The following is a 15,033-nucleotide window of genomic DNA, read 5'->3' on the forward strand; positions in this document are numbered from 1 at the left end:
GAACTGCGTCAGAAGCAGTTCTAAGTAGAGTGGAACCGCGGATTATCCGTCTCTTATGAGGCAGATAGTCCGTTTTCTTTTTTACTCTATAGGAAATACTGTGTTGTGATAAAGTTGAAAAGTACCGATTCCTATAGAGTAAAAAACGCTCCGCTGTGGAACGCACTGCGGCGGAATGGAGTCATGTCGCAAAAGCGCCCCGCCGCAGGCGGAGAATGTGCTTTGCACATTCTTGTTTATAGGATATCCACAGGAAATAATTTTAGTGAAAGAAGTGATAATATGGGATTTATACAGTTTGTGAAGGAAGAGATTCAGGTAATTAAAGACCGTGATCCTGCTATTAAATCTACAATGGAAGTGTTTTTATATCCGGCATTCCGGGTTATGCTAAGTTACAGAAGAGCGCATAAACAATATTTAAAGGGACATTTTTTCAGGGCCCGCCTGATTTCACAGAGGGCTGCTAGAAGAACCGGTATTGAGATTCATCCCGGAGCCCAGATTGGAAAAGGCCTGTTTATCGACCACGGAAGCGGCGTTATTATCGGAGAGACGTCTATCATAGGGGATAATGTAACCCTGTACCAGGGAGTAACTCTGGGAGGTACAGGGAAAGAGACCGGAAAGCGCCATCCCACACTGTGTGATAATGTCATGGTAAGCGCCGGCGCTAAAATCATAGGTTCATTTACCATTGGAGAAAATTCTAAAATCGGAGCCGGGGCCGTGGTAATTAAAGAAGTGCCGCCAAACTGTACAGTTGTAGGGGTTCCTGGAAGAATTGTAAAGCAGGATAATGAAAAGGTTTGTCATCCTCAGGACAGTATGGATCAGATTCATCTGCCGGATCCTACCATGGAAGATATTCTGAATCTTCAGTGTGTCAATACAGAGTTATGCAGCCGCTTGTCAGAGCTTGAGCGGGAAGTGAACGAATTGAAAAGGAGAGAAGAAAATGAAAGTTTATAATACACTGTCAAAACAGAAGGAAGAGTTCGTGCCTCTTAAAGAGGGAGAGGTTAAAATGTATGTCTGCGGACCTACGGTATACAATTATATCCATATCGGAAATGCACGTCCAATGATTGTTTTCGATACGGTACGCCGTTATCTGGAATATAAAGGATATGATGTGAATTATGTTTCCAATTTTACAGACGTGGATGATAAAATTATTAAACAGTCTATAGAGGAAGGGATTCCTGCAGAGGAAGTAGCAAAGCGTTACATTGAAGAATGCAAAAAAGATATGAAGGCCATGAATGTAAAACCAGCTACAACCCATCCACTGGCAACGGAAGAGATTCCAGGAATGCTTGAGATGATCTCCCGCCTGATTGAAAAAGGGTATGCCTATGCTGCGTCTGACGGAACTGTGTATTATCGTACAAGGAAATTCCGGGAATATGGAAAGTTATCTCATAAAAATATTGATGATCTTCAGGCGGGGCACAGAGATATTAAGGTTACCGGAGATCTGAAAGAAGATGCGCTGGATTTTGTGCTCTGGAAACCTAAAAAGGATGGGGAACCGTACTGGGAATCTCCCTGGTGTCAGGGGCGTCCGGGCTGGCATATTGAGTGTTCTGTAATGTCTAAAAAATATCTGGGTGATGAAATTGATATTCATGCGGGAGGAGAAGATCTTGTATTTCCTCATCATGAAAATGAAATTGCTCAGAGTGAGGCTGCCAATGGAACGGAGTTTTCAAAATACTGGATGCACAATGCCTTTTTAAATATTGATAATAAGAAAATGTCTAAGTCTTTGGGGAACTTTTTCACGGTAAGAGAGATCAGTGAGAAATATGATCTGCAGGTTCTGCGTTTCTTTATGCTGTCCGCCCACTACAGAAGTCCGCTGAATTTCAGTGCAGATTTGATGGAAGCTGCAAAAAGCGGTCTTGAGCGTATCCGCACTGCGGCAGAAAAGTTAAAGTATCTGGCCGAAAAAGGAAGCGGGAATATGGCCGCAGAGGAAGCAGAAGCTTTAAAAAACACGGATGCATATGTGAAGAAATATGAAGCTGCCATGGAAGATGATTTTAATACGGCAGATGCCATCGCTGCGGTGTTTGAACTGGTAAAATTCATCAATACAAATACCGGTGAGTCAAGCAGCAAAGCATATGTGGATGCATTATATCAAAGACTTTTTCAGCTGTGTGATGTTCTGGGAATTATTGTGGAGCAGGAAACAGAGATTTTAGATGGAGACATTGAGGCACTTATTGAGGAACGTCAGCAGGCAAGAAAGGATAAAAATTTCCAGAGAGCAGATGAGATTCGTGATCAGCTGCAGAATATGGGAATTATTTTAAAAGATACCAGGGAAGGAGTTACATGGAAAAGGGTATAGATTCATATATTAGGAATAAATTTCAGATTCCGGATGTAGACATCCGGACTTATTCCCCTCTGACGCTGGCTTTTATTGGGGATGGAATCTATGATCTGGTGATAAGGACCATTGTTGTGGGACAGGGGAACACAAGGGCAAGCCAGCTGCACCAGCATACCAGTCATCTGGTGAAGGCTCATTCGCAGTCTGTCATGCTTGAGAGAATGCTGCCCATGCTTACAGCAAAAGAAGAGGCAGTATACAAAAGAGGAAGAAATGCAAAGTCTCCTACAATGGCAAAAAATGCAACTATGGGAGACTACCGCAGGGCAACGGGATTTGAAGCTTTGATGGGGTATCTGTATCTGACAGATCAGATGGACCGGCTCCTTTGTCTGGTCCAGGCGGGATTGAAAGGATTAAATGAGGATATCATATGAGATACGAAGAATTGACAATTGAAGGAAGAAATGCGGTACTAGAAGCGTTTCGTTCCGGAAAAACCATTGATAAATTGTTTGTGCTAGACGGCTGCCAGGACGGGCCTGTGAAGACAATTACACGGGAGGCCAGAAAGCATGATACGATTATTCAGTTTGTTTCTAGAGAACGCTTAGACCAGCTGTCAGAGACCAGGAAGCATCAGGGAGTGATTGCAAAAGCAGCAGCTTATGAATATGCTTTGGTGGATGATATGCTGAAAATGGCTGAGGAAAAAGGGGAGCCGCCGTTCTTAATTCTGCTGGATGGAATTGAAGATCCCCATAATCTTGGAGCAATTATACGTACTGCCAATCTGGCAGGCGCCCACGGGGTTATTATACCCAAACGGCGGGCAGCCGGACTGACAGCAGTTGTTGCAAAAACATCTGCAGGGGCGCTGAATTATACGCCTGTGGCCAAGGTTACCAATTTGACCGCCACAATGAAGGAACTAAAAGAGAAGGGGCTTTGGTTTGTCTGCGCGGATATGAACGGCGAGGTTATGTACAGCCAGAATCTCACAGGTCCAATTGGCCTTGTGATTGGAAATGAAGGTGAGGGCGTCAGCAAACTTGTAAAAGAAAATTGTGACTTTATTACTTCGGTTCCAATGCGGGGAGAAATTGATTCTCTGAATGCTTCGGTAGCTGCCGGTGTGCTGGCTTATGAAATTGTAAGGCAGCGTCTTCAAAAATAAGTGGAAAGAGCAAATATGGACAAAGACAAATACCAAGATCAGGCGGATGAACAGCTGCTTATACGGTTAAAAGCCGGAGAATCTGATGTAATGGATTATCTGCTTGAAAAGTATAAAAACCTGGTCAGAAAAAAAGCGAATGCCATGTTTTTGCTTGGCGGAGATACCGATGATCTGATTCAGGAGGGAATGATTGGTTTATTTAAGGCAATACGTGACTATGATGAAGAAAAAGGCGGAAACTTTTTTGGCTTTGCAGAGCTTTGCATTACAAGGCAGATTTATTCGGCGGTAGAGACTGCCGCCAGGAAAAAACATGGACCGTTAAATTCCTATATTTCACTATTTCCTGCGGAAGCAGAGGAGCGGGAGGTACAGCTTTGGAATGTGGAGCTTGAGGATCAGGATGAAAATCCGGAAAATATGTTGATTCATCAGGAAAATCTGGATATGCTGCTGCAGAAAATTTCTGAATGTTTAAGTACCCTGGAACGGGAAGTGCTGGAGGAATATCTGAAGGGAATGAACTACCGGCAGATTGCACACAAGTTTGGAAAGCCGGAGAAATCAATTGATAACGCCATGCAGCGCATTAAAAATAAAATAGCGGGTTTTTAAGATGGAAATTGTTTCCATTGAAAAAAAGTAATCAGGGATTTATTGTTGAAATTGTAAAAAAACAGTAAATTCCTTTTATATTTCCCTGATTCCTGAAGAAAGACAGGGAAAAATGGCTTGTAATTTACATAAGTGTCCTTTATAATCGAATTATGTTAATTTAAAATAGCGGTAACTGGGACAATTATGAAAATCGGGATAGATTATGAGGTGAAAGCATGAAGAAAAAGTTATTATGTCAATTGATGGCAATTACCATTGTTGGCACAATGATTTCCGGAGAAGTTGCAGCTGCGGCGCCGGAGGCCGTTACACAGCAGAGTGGAGCGGAAAATGTAAAAGCAGAGGAGCAGCAGTCTTCGGAAGCTTCAGCAGAAGATAAAAATGATACTGTACAGTCAGACCAGAAGGATACTGAAAATAAAGACAATGCAGATGAAACTGCAGATGGAGCCGGGGAGCAGACTCCGGAATCTCAGCAGCCGGAAGAACCGGATACAGATGAAGATGAAAAACAGCAGGAACCGGCTGGGGATACAGAAGACAGCTCAGATGAGGAAGGGGACTCTGAGGCAGAGACGGAAAACGAAAAAAGTCCGGATGCAGAAGGTTCCATGGAAGATGCCAGTGATCTTAAAGATGCGGAAATTACAGAAGAAATTGTTGAACCCAATGGGGATACAAGGGCAAAAGCTGCAGCTTTTTCCGCTGAGGAAAGAGCTTATACCGAATACAGTGGTTCTTATAATTATGTAAAACCAAACGATAGTGTAAAGCTGTCTCCTTCTAATGTCAATGCGTCAGATGTAGTGGATGAGGCTCTGGGCATTATTTCACTAAATGAGGGAACCTACACAACTGTTACCAAAAAGGATGTCAAGGCACTGTCTATTGGAAAGCTTCAGTGGCATGGACAGAATGCCCTGGCTGTTCTGCGTGAAATTATTATGCAGGATAAAGATGACGGACGCAGACTGTTAGGGGACAGCCTGTATAAGGAAGCAATGAATGTGAACACAAACTGGAACAACAGAGTGCTTACAGACTCCGAGGCTTCTAAGATAAAGGCGCTGTTAAATACTTCTCAGAGTATCAAAGTACAGGATGATATTGAACGGTCCTGTATTGCAGTGTATGTAAATAGTGGTATTGAAAGAGGTATCCGCAATGCGTCTGCGCTGGTATACTATGCGGATCTGCAAAATCAGGGAGGCAGCGGAGGTGCTTCTAGGTGTGCGGCGAGAGCCTACAATCTTGTGGGAAGCTATTCTGCGATTACTCTGAATGAATTACATATAGCATCTATGACGGATAGTGTTTTGGGCTACTGGGACAGCGGAAAGATGGATTTCAGATCCAGAAGGGCCAGAGTATATGGCTATGCGTCCGGACTGGGATGGACTTACTGCCAGTCAAAGGATTCCCAGATACCATATAAGACACTGTCATCCTCCAATCAGACCGGCACAAAATGGCTGCAGTGGGCATTAAACGAATATTGTGGAGCGGATCTTACCGTAAACGGAAAATACGATACGGAAACCATAGCGGCGGTTAAGAAATTTCAGGAAGATTCGAAACAGACAGCAGACGGCCTTGCGGGGACCAATACCATTGATGCTGTAATGGAAAAGATTATGGGCGCCGGCCGGGATTATAAACCGGGTTCGTCCTCAGGCACCGGCGGCTCTGATAACACTAACACCGGGGATAATAATAACGGAAATACTTCTTATCCGGTGCCGACACGTACGTTAAAGTCCGGAAGCCAGGGAAATGACGTGAAATGGCTTCAGACTGCCCTGAATAAAGTGCTGGGTAAAAGTTTGGATGTAGACGGGGAATACGGATCCGGTACGAAAACTGCAGTGGCAGATTTTCAGAAAAAGACGGGTCTGTCTTCTGACGGAATTTTTGGAACAAATTCCAGAAATGAAATGACAGCGATGCTGGATGTGCAGAGTTCAAAGCCATCGGTATCTGTCAGCACCAGTAAAGGAACCAATACTGTAAAGTGGAGTAAGGTAGGAGATGCAACTGGTTATAAGGTATACCGGAAGACAGCCAGCGGCTCCTGGGAGCTTCTGACAACGATCAAGTCGTTAAGTACCGTAAGCTATACGGATAAGACAGCAAAAGAAGGAACCACATATTATTATACAGCCAAGGCATACCGGACAACATCCAGCCTGACTGTCAATGGTCAGTATGTGTCCAATGTGAAAATAACTACATCGAAAAAATCAGAGAGTTCTTCTTCTAATCAGGGAACCTCCTATCCGGTGCCGACACGTACATTAAAGTCCGGAAGCCAGGGAAATGATGTAAAATGGCTTCAGACAGCATTAAATACAGTACTTGGAACAAAGATCAGCGTGGACGGAACATATGGTTCCGATACAAAAACGGCAGTGGCAGATTTCCAGAAGAAAACAGGACTGTCCTCTGACGGAATTTTTGGAACAAATTCTAGAAATAAAATGACAACGCTGTTAAATGTGCAGAAATCCAAACCCTCTGTATCTGTCAGTACAAAAAATGGCCAGAATACAGTAAAATGGAGCAAAGTAAGCAATGCCAGCGGATACCGTGTATACCGGAAGACAGCCAGCGGTTCCTGGGAGCTTCTGACAACCATCAAGTCAGGAAGCACCGTAAGCTATACGGATAAAACAGCGAAAGCGGGAACCACATATTACTATACAGCGAAAGCATACCGGACAGATTCGAAACTGACTGTTTACGGACAGTATGTATCCAATGTTAAGATTACTACTTCTAAGACGGCAGGTACGAGTTCTTCTTCAGGAAGCAGTACCTGGAAGAATCCTTATTCAGCACCCACCAGACTGCTGAATACAGGGAGCCGCGGAAATGATGTAAAATGGCTGCAGACATCTTTAAATAAAATCTGTGGGACGAAGCTTACTGTAGATGGGATCTATGGATCCGGTACGAAAAATGCAGTAAAAACATTCCAGAAAAAATACAAATTATCGGCAGACGGAATTTTTGGATCCAAATCTCTTGCTAAAATGAAAACACTGGTTGCCACAGCAAGTTCTGCTTCCGGCAGTTCTGGAAGTTCTTCTTCAGGAAGCGGCTCTGCCAGCAGCAGTACCTGGAAAAACCCCTATTCAGCGCCCACTAGACTGTTGAATACAGGAAGCCGTGGAAATGATGTAAAATGGCTGCAGACTTGTCTGAATAAAGTTTGCAATAGCAAGCTTACTGTAGATGGAATCTATGGCTCTGGAACGAAAAACGCAGTGAAAACATTCCAGAAAAAATACAAATTATCGGCAGATGGAATTTTTGGATCAAAATCTCTTGCAAAGATGAAATCGGTTATTAAATAGTCAAAAAAACAGGAAAGAAGGCAGAACCCGTTTTTCTAAACAGCGGTTCTGCCTTCTTTTTGCTAGTATTTGTTAAACCAGCCCGGTAAGAAGCGGGGAAGGGATTCCGTAAGTAAAGGATACCGGATCCATAAAAAGTGCAATATGGGGCGGCAGGTAAGTAAAAAGAATAAAAAGAAACAAAAAAACAAATAAGAGGCATACAATCGGCAGGGAATTTGTTTTACTGTAAGTTCGGGCCAGGTAATTTTTGGTACTCCACAGGTAAGCAGTTAACACTCCGGCGGCGAACAGCAGGATATCAATGACCAGGAAACTTCGTCCGATGATACCGCTGTAAGTATAAAATCCGGCGACAATAACAAGGAGTCCAAGCATCAGTCCAATAATACGGCAGGTGAAAAGGCCTGTGAAATCCGCTCTGGTTTTAAAGTGTTCAAAAAGAAAGAATAAAAAGCACGGATAAAACAGAAGCTTTAGATGCTCCCAGGTAGATTCATTAACAGCGCTGAAAAATCCTGCCGCCGGGGCCTGGCCTGTCCACTGAAAAATAAAGTGGAGTAAAGTTCCAAGAATTAATGAAAATAGAATGCCGAAAATAGTATAATGCTTTATAGATTTTTTCATGGTGATAACCTCCTATGACATAGTGTATGCATAAGGTATGCAGATTAGAACTTGATTTTTGCGGAATATTCCCGTATAATTAATAAAAATTACATAGCAAATATATCTGGGGTGCCCAAAACAGGCTGAGAGAAACCAAGGTTTCAACCCATATAACCTGATACGGATAATACTGGCGTAGGAAGATATATGAGAAACGGACTGAATAACAGTTGAGATTTTGATATTAGAGCTGCAGAGGCATTTCCAGACAGGAGATGTCTCTTTTTTTCATCAAGAGAGGAGTAATTATGACTTACACAACGCAAATGGATGCTGCCCGGCAGGGGATTGTGACAAAGGAAATGAAGGCTGTGGCTGCATATGAACAGATGGAGGAGCAGCAGCTGCTGCAGTTTGTGGCGAAAGGACAGATCTGTATTCCCTGTAATAAGAAACATACGAGTATTACCCCCTATGGAATTGGTTCCATGCTCCGCACAAAAATCAATGTGAATCTTGGAATTTCCAGAGATTGTAAAGATATGGATATGGAAATGGAAAAAGTAAAAAGAGCTGTGGATATGGGGGCGGAATCTATTATGGATTTGAGTTCCTATGGAGATACAAGAGTGTTCAGACAGCGTCTCACCAGAGAATGTCCGGCGGTGATCGGCACAGTACCCATTTATGATGCAGTTGTATATTATCATAAGGCCCTGAAAGAGATTACTGCCCAGGAGTGGCTTGATATTGTACGGATGCATGCAGAAGACGGCGTGGATTTTATGACCATTCACTGTGGTTTAAACCGGCATACTGCACAGCGTTTTAAAGAAAATAAACGGTTGATGAATATTGTATCCAGAGGCGGTTCTATTATGTTTGCCTGGATGGAAATGACCGGACAGGAAAATCCTTTTTATGAGTACTATGATGAAGTACTTGATATCTGCAGGCAGTATGATGTGACCATGAGTCTTGGAGATGCCTGCCGTCCGGGGTGTCTGGAAGATGGGACGGATATCGCCCAGATCGAAGAGCTGGTAACTCTTGGAGAACTGACAAGACGGGCATGGGAAAAAGATGTACAGGTTATGATTGAAGGTCCTGGGCATATGCCGATGAATCAGATTGCCGCCAATATGGAAATTCAGAAGACAATCTGTAAAGGGGCACCGTTTTATGTATTAGGTCCCATTGTAACTGATATCGCGCCGGGGTATGATCATATTACGTCTGCTATCGGAGGAGCTATTGCAGCGGCAGCAGGAGCGTCTTTCCTTTGTTATGTAACGCCTGCGGAGCACCTGCGTCTGCCTAATGTAGATGACGTAAAGGAAGGAATTATCGCAACTAAAATAGCTGCTCATGCTGCCGATATTGCAAAAGGAGTGAAAGGCGCCATGGATTGGGATCACAAAATGGATCAGGCAAGAAAAAAACTGGACTGGGAAGCTATGTTTGAGCTTGCCATTGATCCTAAAAAGGCCAGACGCTACAGAGAAGAGGCTAAACCGGAAAAAGAAGATACCTGCTCTATGTGCGGCAATTTCTGTGCGGTTAAAAATACTAACAGAATACTGGACGGTGAGATTGTCAGCATTTTTGATGAGTAGGCAGGATTGGAAAAATGAGAGAATATCTGAAAAAGGAAGAACTTGCAAAGCTTTGGATGGAAAAAGAGCTGCTGATTTTTGATTTTGACGGTACACTGCTGGATTCCATGCCTATGTGGGAGCATATTGGAACGGATTATCTCATATCTCAGGGAATAATGCCTCCACAGGATCTGGAAGAACGGCTGATATCTATGACACTAGAACAAAGCGGAGCGTTTTATATCCGGGAACTTGGACTGAAAAAAACATTAGATGAGTATCTGGAGGATATTTATCAGATGGCTGACCAAAAATACCGGCTGGAACTGGCATTAAAGCCAGGGGCTTTGGCATTTGTACAAAAGGCGGCTGAGGCAGGGAAAAAAATGTGTATTCTTACAACCACAGGCCGGCCGTGTGTGGAAGCGGCAGCGGCCCGCCATGGACTGGAGCATTTTCTTCCCTTTGAAAAAATATATACCTGCGGGGAACTGGGAATGGGAAAAACCACACCGGATATTTATCTTCACACCATCAGACAGATGGGGAGTATACCTCAAAAAACGCTGGTTTTTGAGGACGCTCCCTTTGCCGTAAAAGGCGCAAAGCTCTCCGGGTGTACCGTGTGTTCCGTATTTGATTCTTCTGCCGGGAAGCAGGAGGCAGTTTTACAACAGTATGCAGATATCCGGATCCAGTCTTTTCTGGAACTGGTATAGGGCAGCATAAGATAAAATTGACAGTATAAAAATGACTGTGTTATAATAGCGGACAGATTGGATGCAGAGCATTCATGAAGGGGTACACCACCGCGGGTGTAGGCTTCATGGATACTCTGCATTTTTATTTACAGAAAATGTCCGCAAAGGCTGAGAGTGCCTCTGGAACGGAGTGGTCAGGCATTCATTTGTGGTGGATGCCTGCACTGGGAATTATGTCAGCAAAGCTGACCCAAATCGTGCACACAGTCTTGCGAGAGCGAGACTTGAAAAAATTTGTTGATGGAAAGGAGTTTCGGAAAAATATGAGACTAAATGGTGTTGAAAAGGAAGAGTATCATAATCAGAGTGTTTTAACTATGCTGGAAAAAGAAAAATTTCAGATGGACAGGATTGCAGTAGAAGTAAACGGAGAAATCCTGCCAAAGTCAAAGTACAATCAGACACTGGTTCATGCAGGGGATGTGATTGAAGTTGTAAGTTTTGTGGGAGGAGGCTGATAATGAGTCTGGCAGAGAGCATTTCAGATGGGATGGAACGGATCCAAAAAGAAATTGACCGTGTGCTTAAAAGCCGCCATGGAGTGGAGGCACAGGAACGGCTGTATCAGGCGAAGGTTGCAGTGGCAGGGGCAGGAGGCATGGGGTCTCATACGGCACTGTCACTGGCTAGAGCTGGCATCGGCCATATACATCTTATTGATTTTGACAAGGTGGAACTTGGAAATCTTCACAGACAACAGTATTTTATGAGACATATTGGAATGCCTAAAGTGGAGGCATTAAAGTCTCTGATATTGGAAGTTAATCCGTTTTTAGATATCCGGACCTCAGAGGTGGTAGTAAGTGAAGAAAATATTTGTGAGTTATTTGTAGATGCGGACATTATTATTGAAGCCTTTGATCAGCCTGAGGCCAAGGCAATGCTGGTAAATGGAGTGTTAGAGCTTTTCCCTGAAAAGCAGCTGATTGCATGCTCTGGTATGGCAGGATACAGCGATGGAAATAAGATCAGGACAAGAAAAGTAAGCAGAAATTTTTATTTGTGCGGAGATGAGGAAGCTGGTGTGGAAACGGAAGGGACACTTTTTTCCACCAGAGTCAGTATCTGTGCAGGTCATGCTGCTAATCAGGCCATAGAACTGATTTTGGATAAGAGAAAGAAACAAACGGAAGCTTAAGAAGAGAAATAAAATGAGTGTCACAAAAGGACCGGAAACATAATGGCTGGTATTATTATAAAAGGGAAGATGAGGGACTTTAAGTATGGAAAAAAATGATAAGTTAGTATTAGGCGGACATGAATTTGAGTCAAGATTTATTCTGGGGTCCGGTAAATATTCACTGGAGCTGATCCGGGCTGCGGTGGAACAGGCGAAAGCGGAGATGATTACCCTGGCTCTAAGACGTGCAAATCAGGGGGGGATGGCAAATATTCTTGACTATATCCCAAAGAATGTTACCCTGCTTCCAAATACATCCGGGGCAAGGAATGCCCAGGAAGCGGTGCGCATTGCACGGCTTTCTAGAGAGCTTGGCTGTGGGGACTTTGTGAAAATTGAGATTATGAGAGATTCCAAATATCTGCTTCCCGATAATCAGGAAACTGTAAGGGCAACAGAGATTCTTGCAAAGGAAGGATTTATTGTTATGCCTTATATGTATCCGGATTTGAATACGGCCAGGGATTTAAAATCTGCCGGAGCTGCGTCTGTGATGCCGCTGGCGGCGCCCATCGGATCGAATAAGGGGCTTTGTACCAGAGAATTTATACAGATTCTTATTGATGAGATTGACCTGCCTGTAATTGTGGATGCCGGTATCGGACGTCCGTCTCAGGCATGTGAAGCAATGGAGATGGGGGCGGCGGCTGTGATGGCAAATACTGCAATTGCCACAGCCGGGGATATTCCGGCTATGGCTGAGGCCTTTAAAGATGCGGTTTTAGCAGGCCGGAAGGCTTATCTGTCAGGGACCGGGAGAGTGATGGAGAGGGGAGCGTCTGCATCTTCTCCGCTGACAGGCTTTTTACGGGATTAGAAACACAGGCAGGAGAACAGGATCATGTCAGAGAATAAAATAAACGAGAGTATTGTAACAGATGAAATCCGGGAGCGGATGAAAGATAAAAGAATTGACCATATGACGTATCTTCCTGATATGCAGGTCATTGATTCAAATATTCAGGAAAAAACAATTTTGGCCATGGAAAACTATAATTATAATATGTATACAGCCGAAGATGTACAAAGGGCTCTTAACAAAGAGCACATCTCACCGGAGGATTTTGCCGCGCTTCTTTCACCGGCGGCAGAATCCTTTTTGGAGGAACTAGCAGTGCGTGCTCAGCAGGAAACAAGAAAATATTTCGGCAGTAATAGATACATGATGACGCCGTTGTATTTGTCCAATTACTGTGAAAATTTTTGTATCTATTGCGGATTTAACCGCCATAACAAAATTGAGCGGGCCCGCCTTGATCCGGAGGGCATAGAAAGAGAGTTAAAGGCCATCGCGGATACCGGTTTGGAAGAAATCTTGCTGCTGGTAGGTGAAAGCCGTTCTATGGCTGATATAAAGTATCTTGGCCAGGCTGTTTTGCTGGCCAGGAAGTATTTCCGGGTGATCGGACTGGAGGTTTATCCAATGAATGCCGATGAATATGCCTATCTGCATCAGTGCGGGGCCGATTATATTACCGTGTTTCAGGAAACCTATAATTCTGATAAGTATGAAACCCTTCATCTGGCAGGACATAAACGGATTTTCCCATATCGGCTGAATGCCCAGGAGAGAGCATTGATGGGAGGAATGCGGGGGGTAACCTTTGCGGCGCTGCTGGGACTGGATGATTTTAGAAAGGATGCATATGCAACCGGTATGCATGCATATTATATTCAACAGAAATATCCCCATGCAGAGATTGGTTTTTCTTGTCCGCGTTTAAGACCCATTGTTAATAATGACAAAATCAATCCTATGGATGTGCATGAAACACAGCTTTTGCAGATGGTATGTGCATACCGGCTGTTAATGCCTTTTGCTCAGATTGTTGTATCGTCTAGAGAATGTATCCGGGTGAGAGATAATCTGATGAAGATATGTGCCACAAAAGTTTCGGCCGGTGTGGATACTGGAATTGGCGGGCACACCAAAGAGACGAAACAGGGCGACGATCAGTTTGAGATTGATGACGGCAGAAACTATGAGGAAATGTATCAGGCAATTACAGCCCTTGGCCTGCAGCCGGTTATGAGTGATTATATCTATGTGTAAGGAAAAGATTGAATGGGAAAAAGTAATTGCTGTGACAAACCGAAAGCTTTGCAGCAATGATTTTCTGGAGCAGATAAAAAAGATTGCATCTTTGGGTGTCAAGGCACTGATTCTGCGTGAAAAGGATATGGAGGAAGCAGAGTATGAAAAACTGGCAGATCAAGTGCTTGGAATCTGCAAGGAAGCCGGTACAGAATGTATTCTTCATACATTTATAAAGGCTTCCATAAATTTAAACTGCACCAAAGTACATCTGCCCCTTCCAATTCTTGAGCATTTAACAGCGTCTGAAAAAAGTTATTTTACATTGATTGGAGTATCGGTACACTCAAAAGAGCAGGCGGAGAATGCCCACAGGCTGGGAGCTGATTATCTTACGGCGGGGCACGTATTTTTGACGGATTGCAAAAGGGGGCTTGCGGCCAGAGGGATTGATTTTTTGCAGAATATATGTCACACTGTAGAGGTACCTGTATACGGAATCGGAGGGATTTGTCCGGAAAATATGCATCAGGTCTTACAGACGGATGCGGCAGGGGTTTGTATGATGTCTGAACTGATGAGATTGTAAAGGATAGATTTAAGGGCGGACTAAATACAGCATGATTTAATAATTACAAGAAGAGGAATATGAAATGATTGGAACGATTGCAAATACCTGCACCATACTGGTGGGAAGTCTGATTGGAAGCGGGCTGAAAAAAGGGCTGAAGGAAAAATATCAGAAAGCGTTGTATACAGCCTGTGGTCTGGCGGCCTGCGGAATAGGTATCAATGCGGTAGTCAGCCATATGGCCGACAGTACAATTCCGGTACTGTTTATTATCAGCCTGGCTATTGGAAGCCTGATAGGAACGAAGCTGGAGCTGGATGATCGGTTTCAGAATCTTGTAAATAAACATTCAAAATCAAATCTGGGACAGGGGCTGTCCACTGGCATTTTGATTTATTGTATCGGTACGCTGTCAATTATGGGGCCGATTATGAGTGCTCTTTATGGGGATCATACTTTTTTGTTTACCAACGCAACATTGGATTTGATCACTTCTATGGTTCTGGCATCCACATATGGAATTGGGATGGCTTTAGCAGCTCCTGTTCTTTTCTGCTGGCAGGGCGCTATTTATCTGATTGCCAGGTATGCATCTTCAACGTTGATCTCCGATGAACTGATATCGGAGCTTTGTATTGTAGGCGGATTTTTAATTGCCAGTTCCGGATTAAGTATTTTAAATATTAAAAACCTGAAATCTCTGAATATGCTGCCTTCTCTGGCGATACCGATTATTTTTTTCGCTGTGAAGGCAATACTTCCTGTTTGATGAGATGAG

General features: G+C 43.6%; 15 protein-coding genes, 1 riboswitch and 1 other annotated feature (1 of these 17 only partly in view). Of the genes, 14 read left to right on the forward strand and 1 reads right to left on the reverse strand.

Annotated features, from left to right (window positions below; all coding sequences use genetic code 11):
* Positions 1-57: a binding site (T-box leader), on the forward strand; it begins 171 nt to the left of the window's first position.
* A gap of 225 nt (positions 58-282) precedes the next feature.
* The 6 genes from epsC to OCV88_RS14760 all read left to right on the forward strand — a co-directional run bounded on the left by epsC (position 283) and on the right by OCV88_RS14760 (position 7,501).
* The gene (epsC, locus tag OCV88_RS14735) at positions 283-972 is read left to right on the forward strand and encodes a serine O-acetyltransferase EpsC (protein WP_158426203.1); all 690 of its coding nucleotides are present in this window, start codon (positions 283-285) and stop codon (positions 970-972) included.
* Complete coding sequence (cysS, locus tag OCV88_RS14740; RefSeq protein WP_158426204.1) at positions 959-2,362, forward strand: cysteine--tRNA ligase; 1,404 nt, start codon at positions 959-961, stop codon at positions 2,360-2,362. Before epsC ends, cysS begins: the two co-directional genes overlap by 14 nt.
* A complete protein-coding gene (locus OCV88_RS14745; protein ID WP_158426205.1) occupies positions 2,347-2,784 on the forward strand; it encodes a Mini-ribonuclease 3 in 438 nt (145 codons plus the stop codon). Before cysS ends, OCV88_RS14745 begins: the two co-directional genes overlap by 16 nt.
* Positions 2,781-3,524, forward strand: a complete 744-nt coding sequence (gene rlmB / locus OCV88_RS14750; protein ID WP_158426206.1) for a 23S rRNA (guanosine(2251)-2'-O)-methyltransferase RlmB — start codon at positions 2,781-2,783, stop codon at positions 3,522-3,524. The genes OCV88_RS14745 and rlmB overlap by 4 nt, the downstream gene beginning before the upstream one ends.
* Positions 3,525-3,539: 15 nt before the next feature.
* Complete coding sequence (gene sigH / locus OCV88_RS14755; RefSeq protein ID WP_158426207.1) at positions 3,540-4,142, forward strand: RNA polymerase sporulation sigma factor SigH; 603 nt, start codon at positions 3,540-3,542, stop codon at positions 4,140-4,142.
* A 218-nt stretch (positions 4,143-4,360) separates the two neighbouring features.
* Positions 4,361-7,501, forward strand: a complete 3,141-nt coding sequence (locus OCV88_RS14760; RefSeq protein ID WP_158426208.1) for a peptidoglycan-binding protein — start codon at positions 4,361-4,363, stop codon at positions 7,499-7,501.
* A 72-nt stretch (positions 7,502-7,573) separates the two neighbouring features.
* Here OCV88_RS14760 and OCV88_RS14765 read toward each other — a convergent pair whose 3' ends face one another.
* The gene (locus tag OCV88_RS14765; protein WP_158426209.1) at positions 7,574-8,128 is read right to left on the reverse strand and encodes a DUF6512 family protein; all 555 of its coding nucleotides are present in this window, start codon (positions 8,126-8,128) and stop codon (positions 7,574-7,576) included.
* 97 nt (positions 8,129-8,225) lie between these two features.
* Positions 8,226-8,329, forward strand: a riboswitch (TPP riboswitch).
* Between the two features lie 89 nt (positions 8,330-8,418).
* Here OCV88_RS14765 and thiC point away from each other — a divergent pair.
* The 8 genes from thiC to OCV88_RS14805 all read left to right on the forward strand — a co-directional run bounded on the left by thiC (position 8,419) and on the right by OCV88_RS14805 (position 15,024).
* Positions 8,419-9,726: a phosphomethylpyrimidine synthase ThiC gene (gene thiC / locus OCV88_RS14770; RefSeq protein ID WP_262591427.1), complete on the forward strand. Its 1,308-nt coding sequence runs from the start codon at positions 8,419-8,421 to the stop codon at positions 9,724-9,726.
* Between the two features lie 14 nt (positions 9,727-9,740).
* Complete coding sequence (locus OCV88_RS14775) at positions 9,741-10,427, forward strand: HAD family hydrolase (RefSeq protein WP_158426210.1); 687 nt, start codon at positions 9,741-9,743, stop codon at positions 10,425-10,427.
* 266 nt (positions 10,428-10,693) lie between these two features.
* Positions 10,694-10,927, forward strand: coding sequence for a sulfur carrier protein ThiS (gene thiS, locus OCV88_RS14780; RefSeq protein ID WP_262591429.1), 234 nt, complete (start codon positions 10,694-10,696; stop codon positions 10,925-10,927).
* Between the two features lie 2 nt (positions 10,928-10,929).
* On the forward strand, positions 10,930-11,607 hold the full coding sequence (gene thiF / locus OCV88_RS14785) for a sulfur carrier protein ThiS adenylyltransferase ThiF (protein WP_262591431.1): 678 nt from the start codon (positions 10,930-10,932) through the stop codon (positions 11,605-11,607).
* Positions 11,608-11,692: 85 nt separating this feature from the next.
* Positions 11,693-12,466 (forward strand): thiazole synthase, encoded by a 774-nt coding sequence (locus OCV88_RS14790; protein ID WP_158426211.1) that lies wholly within the window; start codon positions 11,693-11,695, stop codon positions 12,464-12,466.
* A 24-nt stretch (positions 12,467-12,490) separates the two neighbouring features.
* Positions 12,491-13,702: a 2-iminoacetate synthase ThiH gene (thiH, locus tag OCV88_RS14795; protein ID WP_262591433.1), complete on the forward strand. Its 1,212-nt coding sequence runs from the start codon at positions 12,491-12,493 to the stop codon at positions 13,700-13,702.
* Positions 13,695-14,273 carry a thiamine phosphate synthase gene (locus OCV88_RS14800; RefSeq protein ID WP_158426213.1) on the forward strand — a complete coding sequence of 193 codons (579 nt, stop codon included), beginning with the start codon at positions 13,695-13,697 and terminating at the stop codon, positions 14,271-14,273. The genes thiH and OCV88_RS14800 overlap by 8 nt, the downstream gene beginning before the upstream one ends.
* A 64-nt stretch (positions 14,274-14,337) precedes the next feature.
* Complete coding sequence (locus tag OCV88_RS14805) at positions 14,338-15,024, forward strand: DUF554 domain-containing protein (protein ID WP_158426214.1); 687 nt, start codon at positions 14,338-14,340, stop codon at positions 15,022-15,024.
* Positions 15,025-15,033: the final 9 nt, after the last annotated feature.

The organism is Brotonthovivens ammoniilytica, assembly GCF_025566885.1.
Taxonomy (GTDB): domain Bacteria; phylum Bacillota; class Clostridia; order Lachnospirales; family Lachnospiraceae; genus Brotonthovivens; species Brotonthovivens ammoniilytica.

Excerpts from the sequence above, each read along its gene's own strand:
- cysS (WP_158426204.1), top strand. The coding sequence starts at position 959 with ATGAAAGTTTATAATACACTGTCAAAACAGAAGGAAGAGTTCGTGCCT.
- thiH (WP_262591433.1), top strand. The coding sequence starts at position 12,491 with ATGTCAGAGAATAAAATAAACGAGAGTATTGTAACAGATGAAATCCGG.
- OCV88_RS14745 (WP_158426205.1), top strand. The coding sequence starts at position 2,347 with ATGGAAAAGGGTATAGATTCATATATTAGGAATAAATTTCAGATTCCG.
- OCV88_RS14760 (WP_158426208.1), top strand. The coding sequence starts at position 4,361 with ATGAAGAAAAAGTTATTATGTCAATTGATGGCAATTACCATTGTTGGC.
- thiF (WP_262591431.1), top strand. The coding sequence starts at position 10,930 with ATGAGTCTGGCAGAGAGCATTTCAGATGGGATGGAACGGATCCAAAAA.
- OCV88_RS14800 (WP_158426213.1), top strand. The coding sequence starts at position 13,695 with ATGTGTAAGGAAAAGATTGAATGGGAAAAAGTAATTGCTGTGACAAAC.
- OCV88_RS14805 (WP_158426214.1), top strand. The coding sequence starts at position 14,338 with ATGATTGGAACGATTGCAAATACCTGCACCATACTGGTGGGAAGTCTG.
- sigH (WP_158426207.1), top strand. The coding sequence starts at position 3,540 with ATGGACAAAGACAAATACCAAGATCAGGCGGATGAACAGCTGCTTATA.
- OCV88_RS14765 (WP_158426209.1), bottom strand. The coding sequence starts at position 8,128 with ATGAAAAAATCTATAAAGCATTATACTATTTTCGGCATTCTATTTTCA.
- thiC (WP_262591427.1), top strand. The coding sequence starts at position 8,419 with ATGACTTACACAACGCAAATGGATGCTGCCCGGCAGGGGATTGTGACA.
- OCV88_RS14775 (WP_158426210.1), top strand. The coding sequence starts at position 9,741 with ATGAGAGAATATCTGAAAAAGGAAGAACTTGCAAAGCTTTGGATGGAA.
- rlmB (WP_158426206.1), top strand. The coding sequence starts at position 2,781 with ATGAGATACGAAGAATTGACAATTGAAGGAAGAAATGCGGTACTAGAA.
- OCV88_RS14790 (WP_158426211.1), top strand. The coding sequence starts at position 11,693 with ATGGAAAAAAATGATAAGTTAGTATTAGGCGGACATGAATTTGAGTCA.
- epsC (WP_158426203.1), top strand. The coding sequence starts at position 283 with ATGGGATTTATACAGTTTGTGAAGGAAGAGATTCAGGTAATTAAAGAC.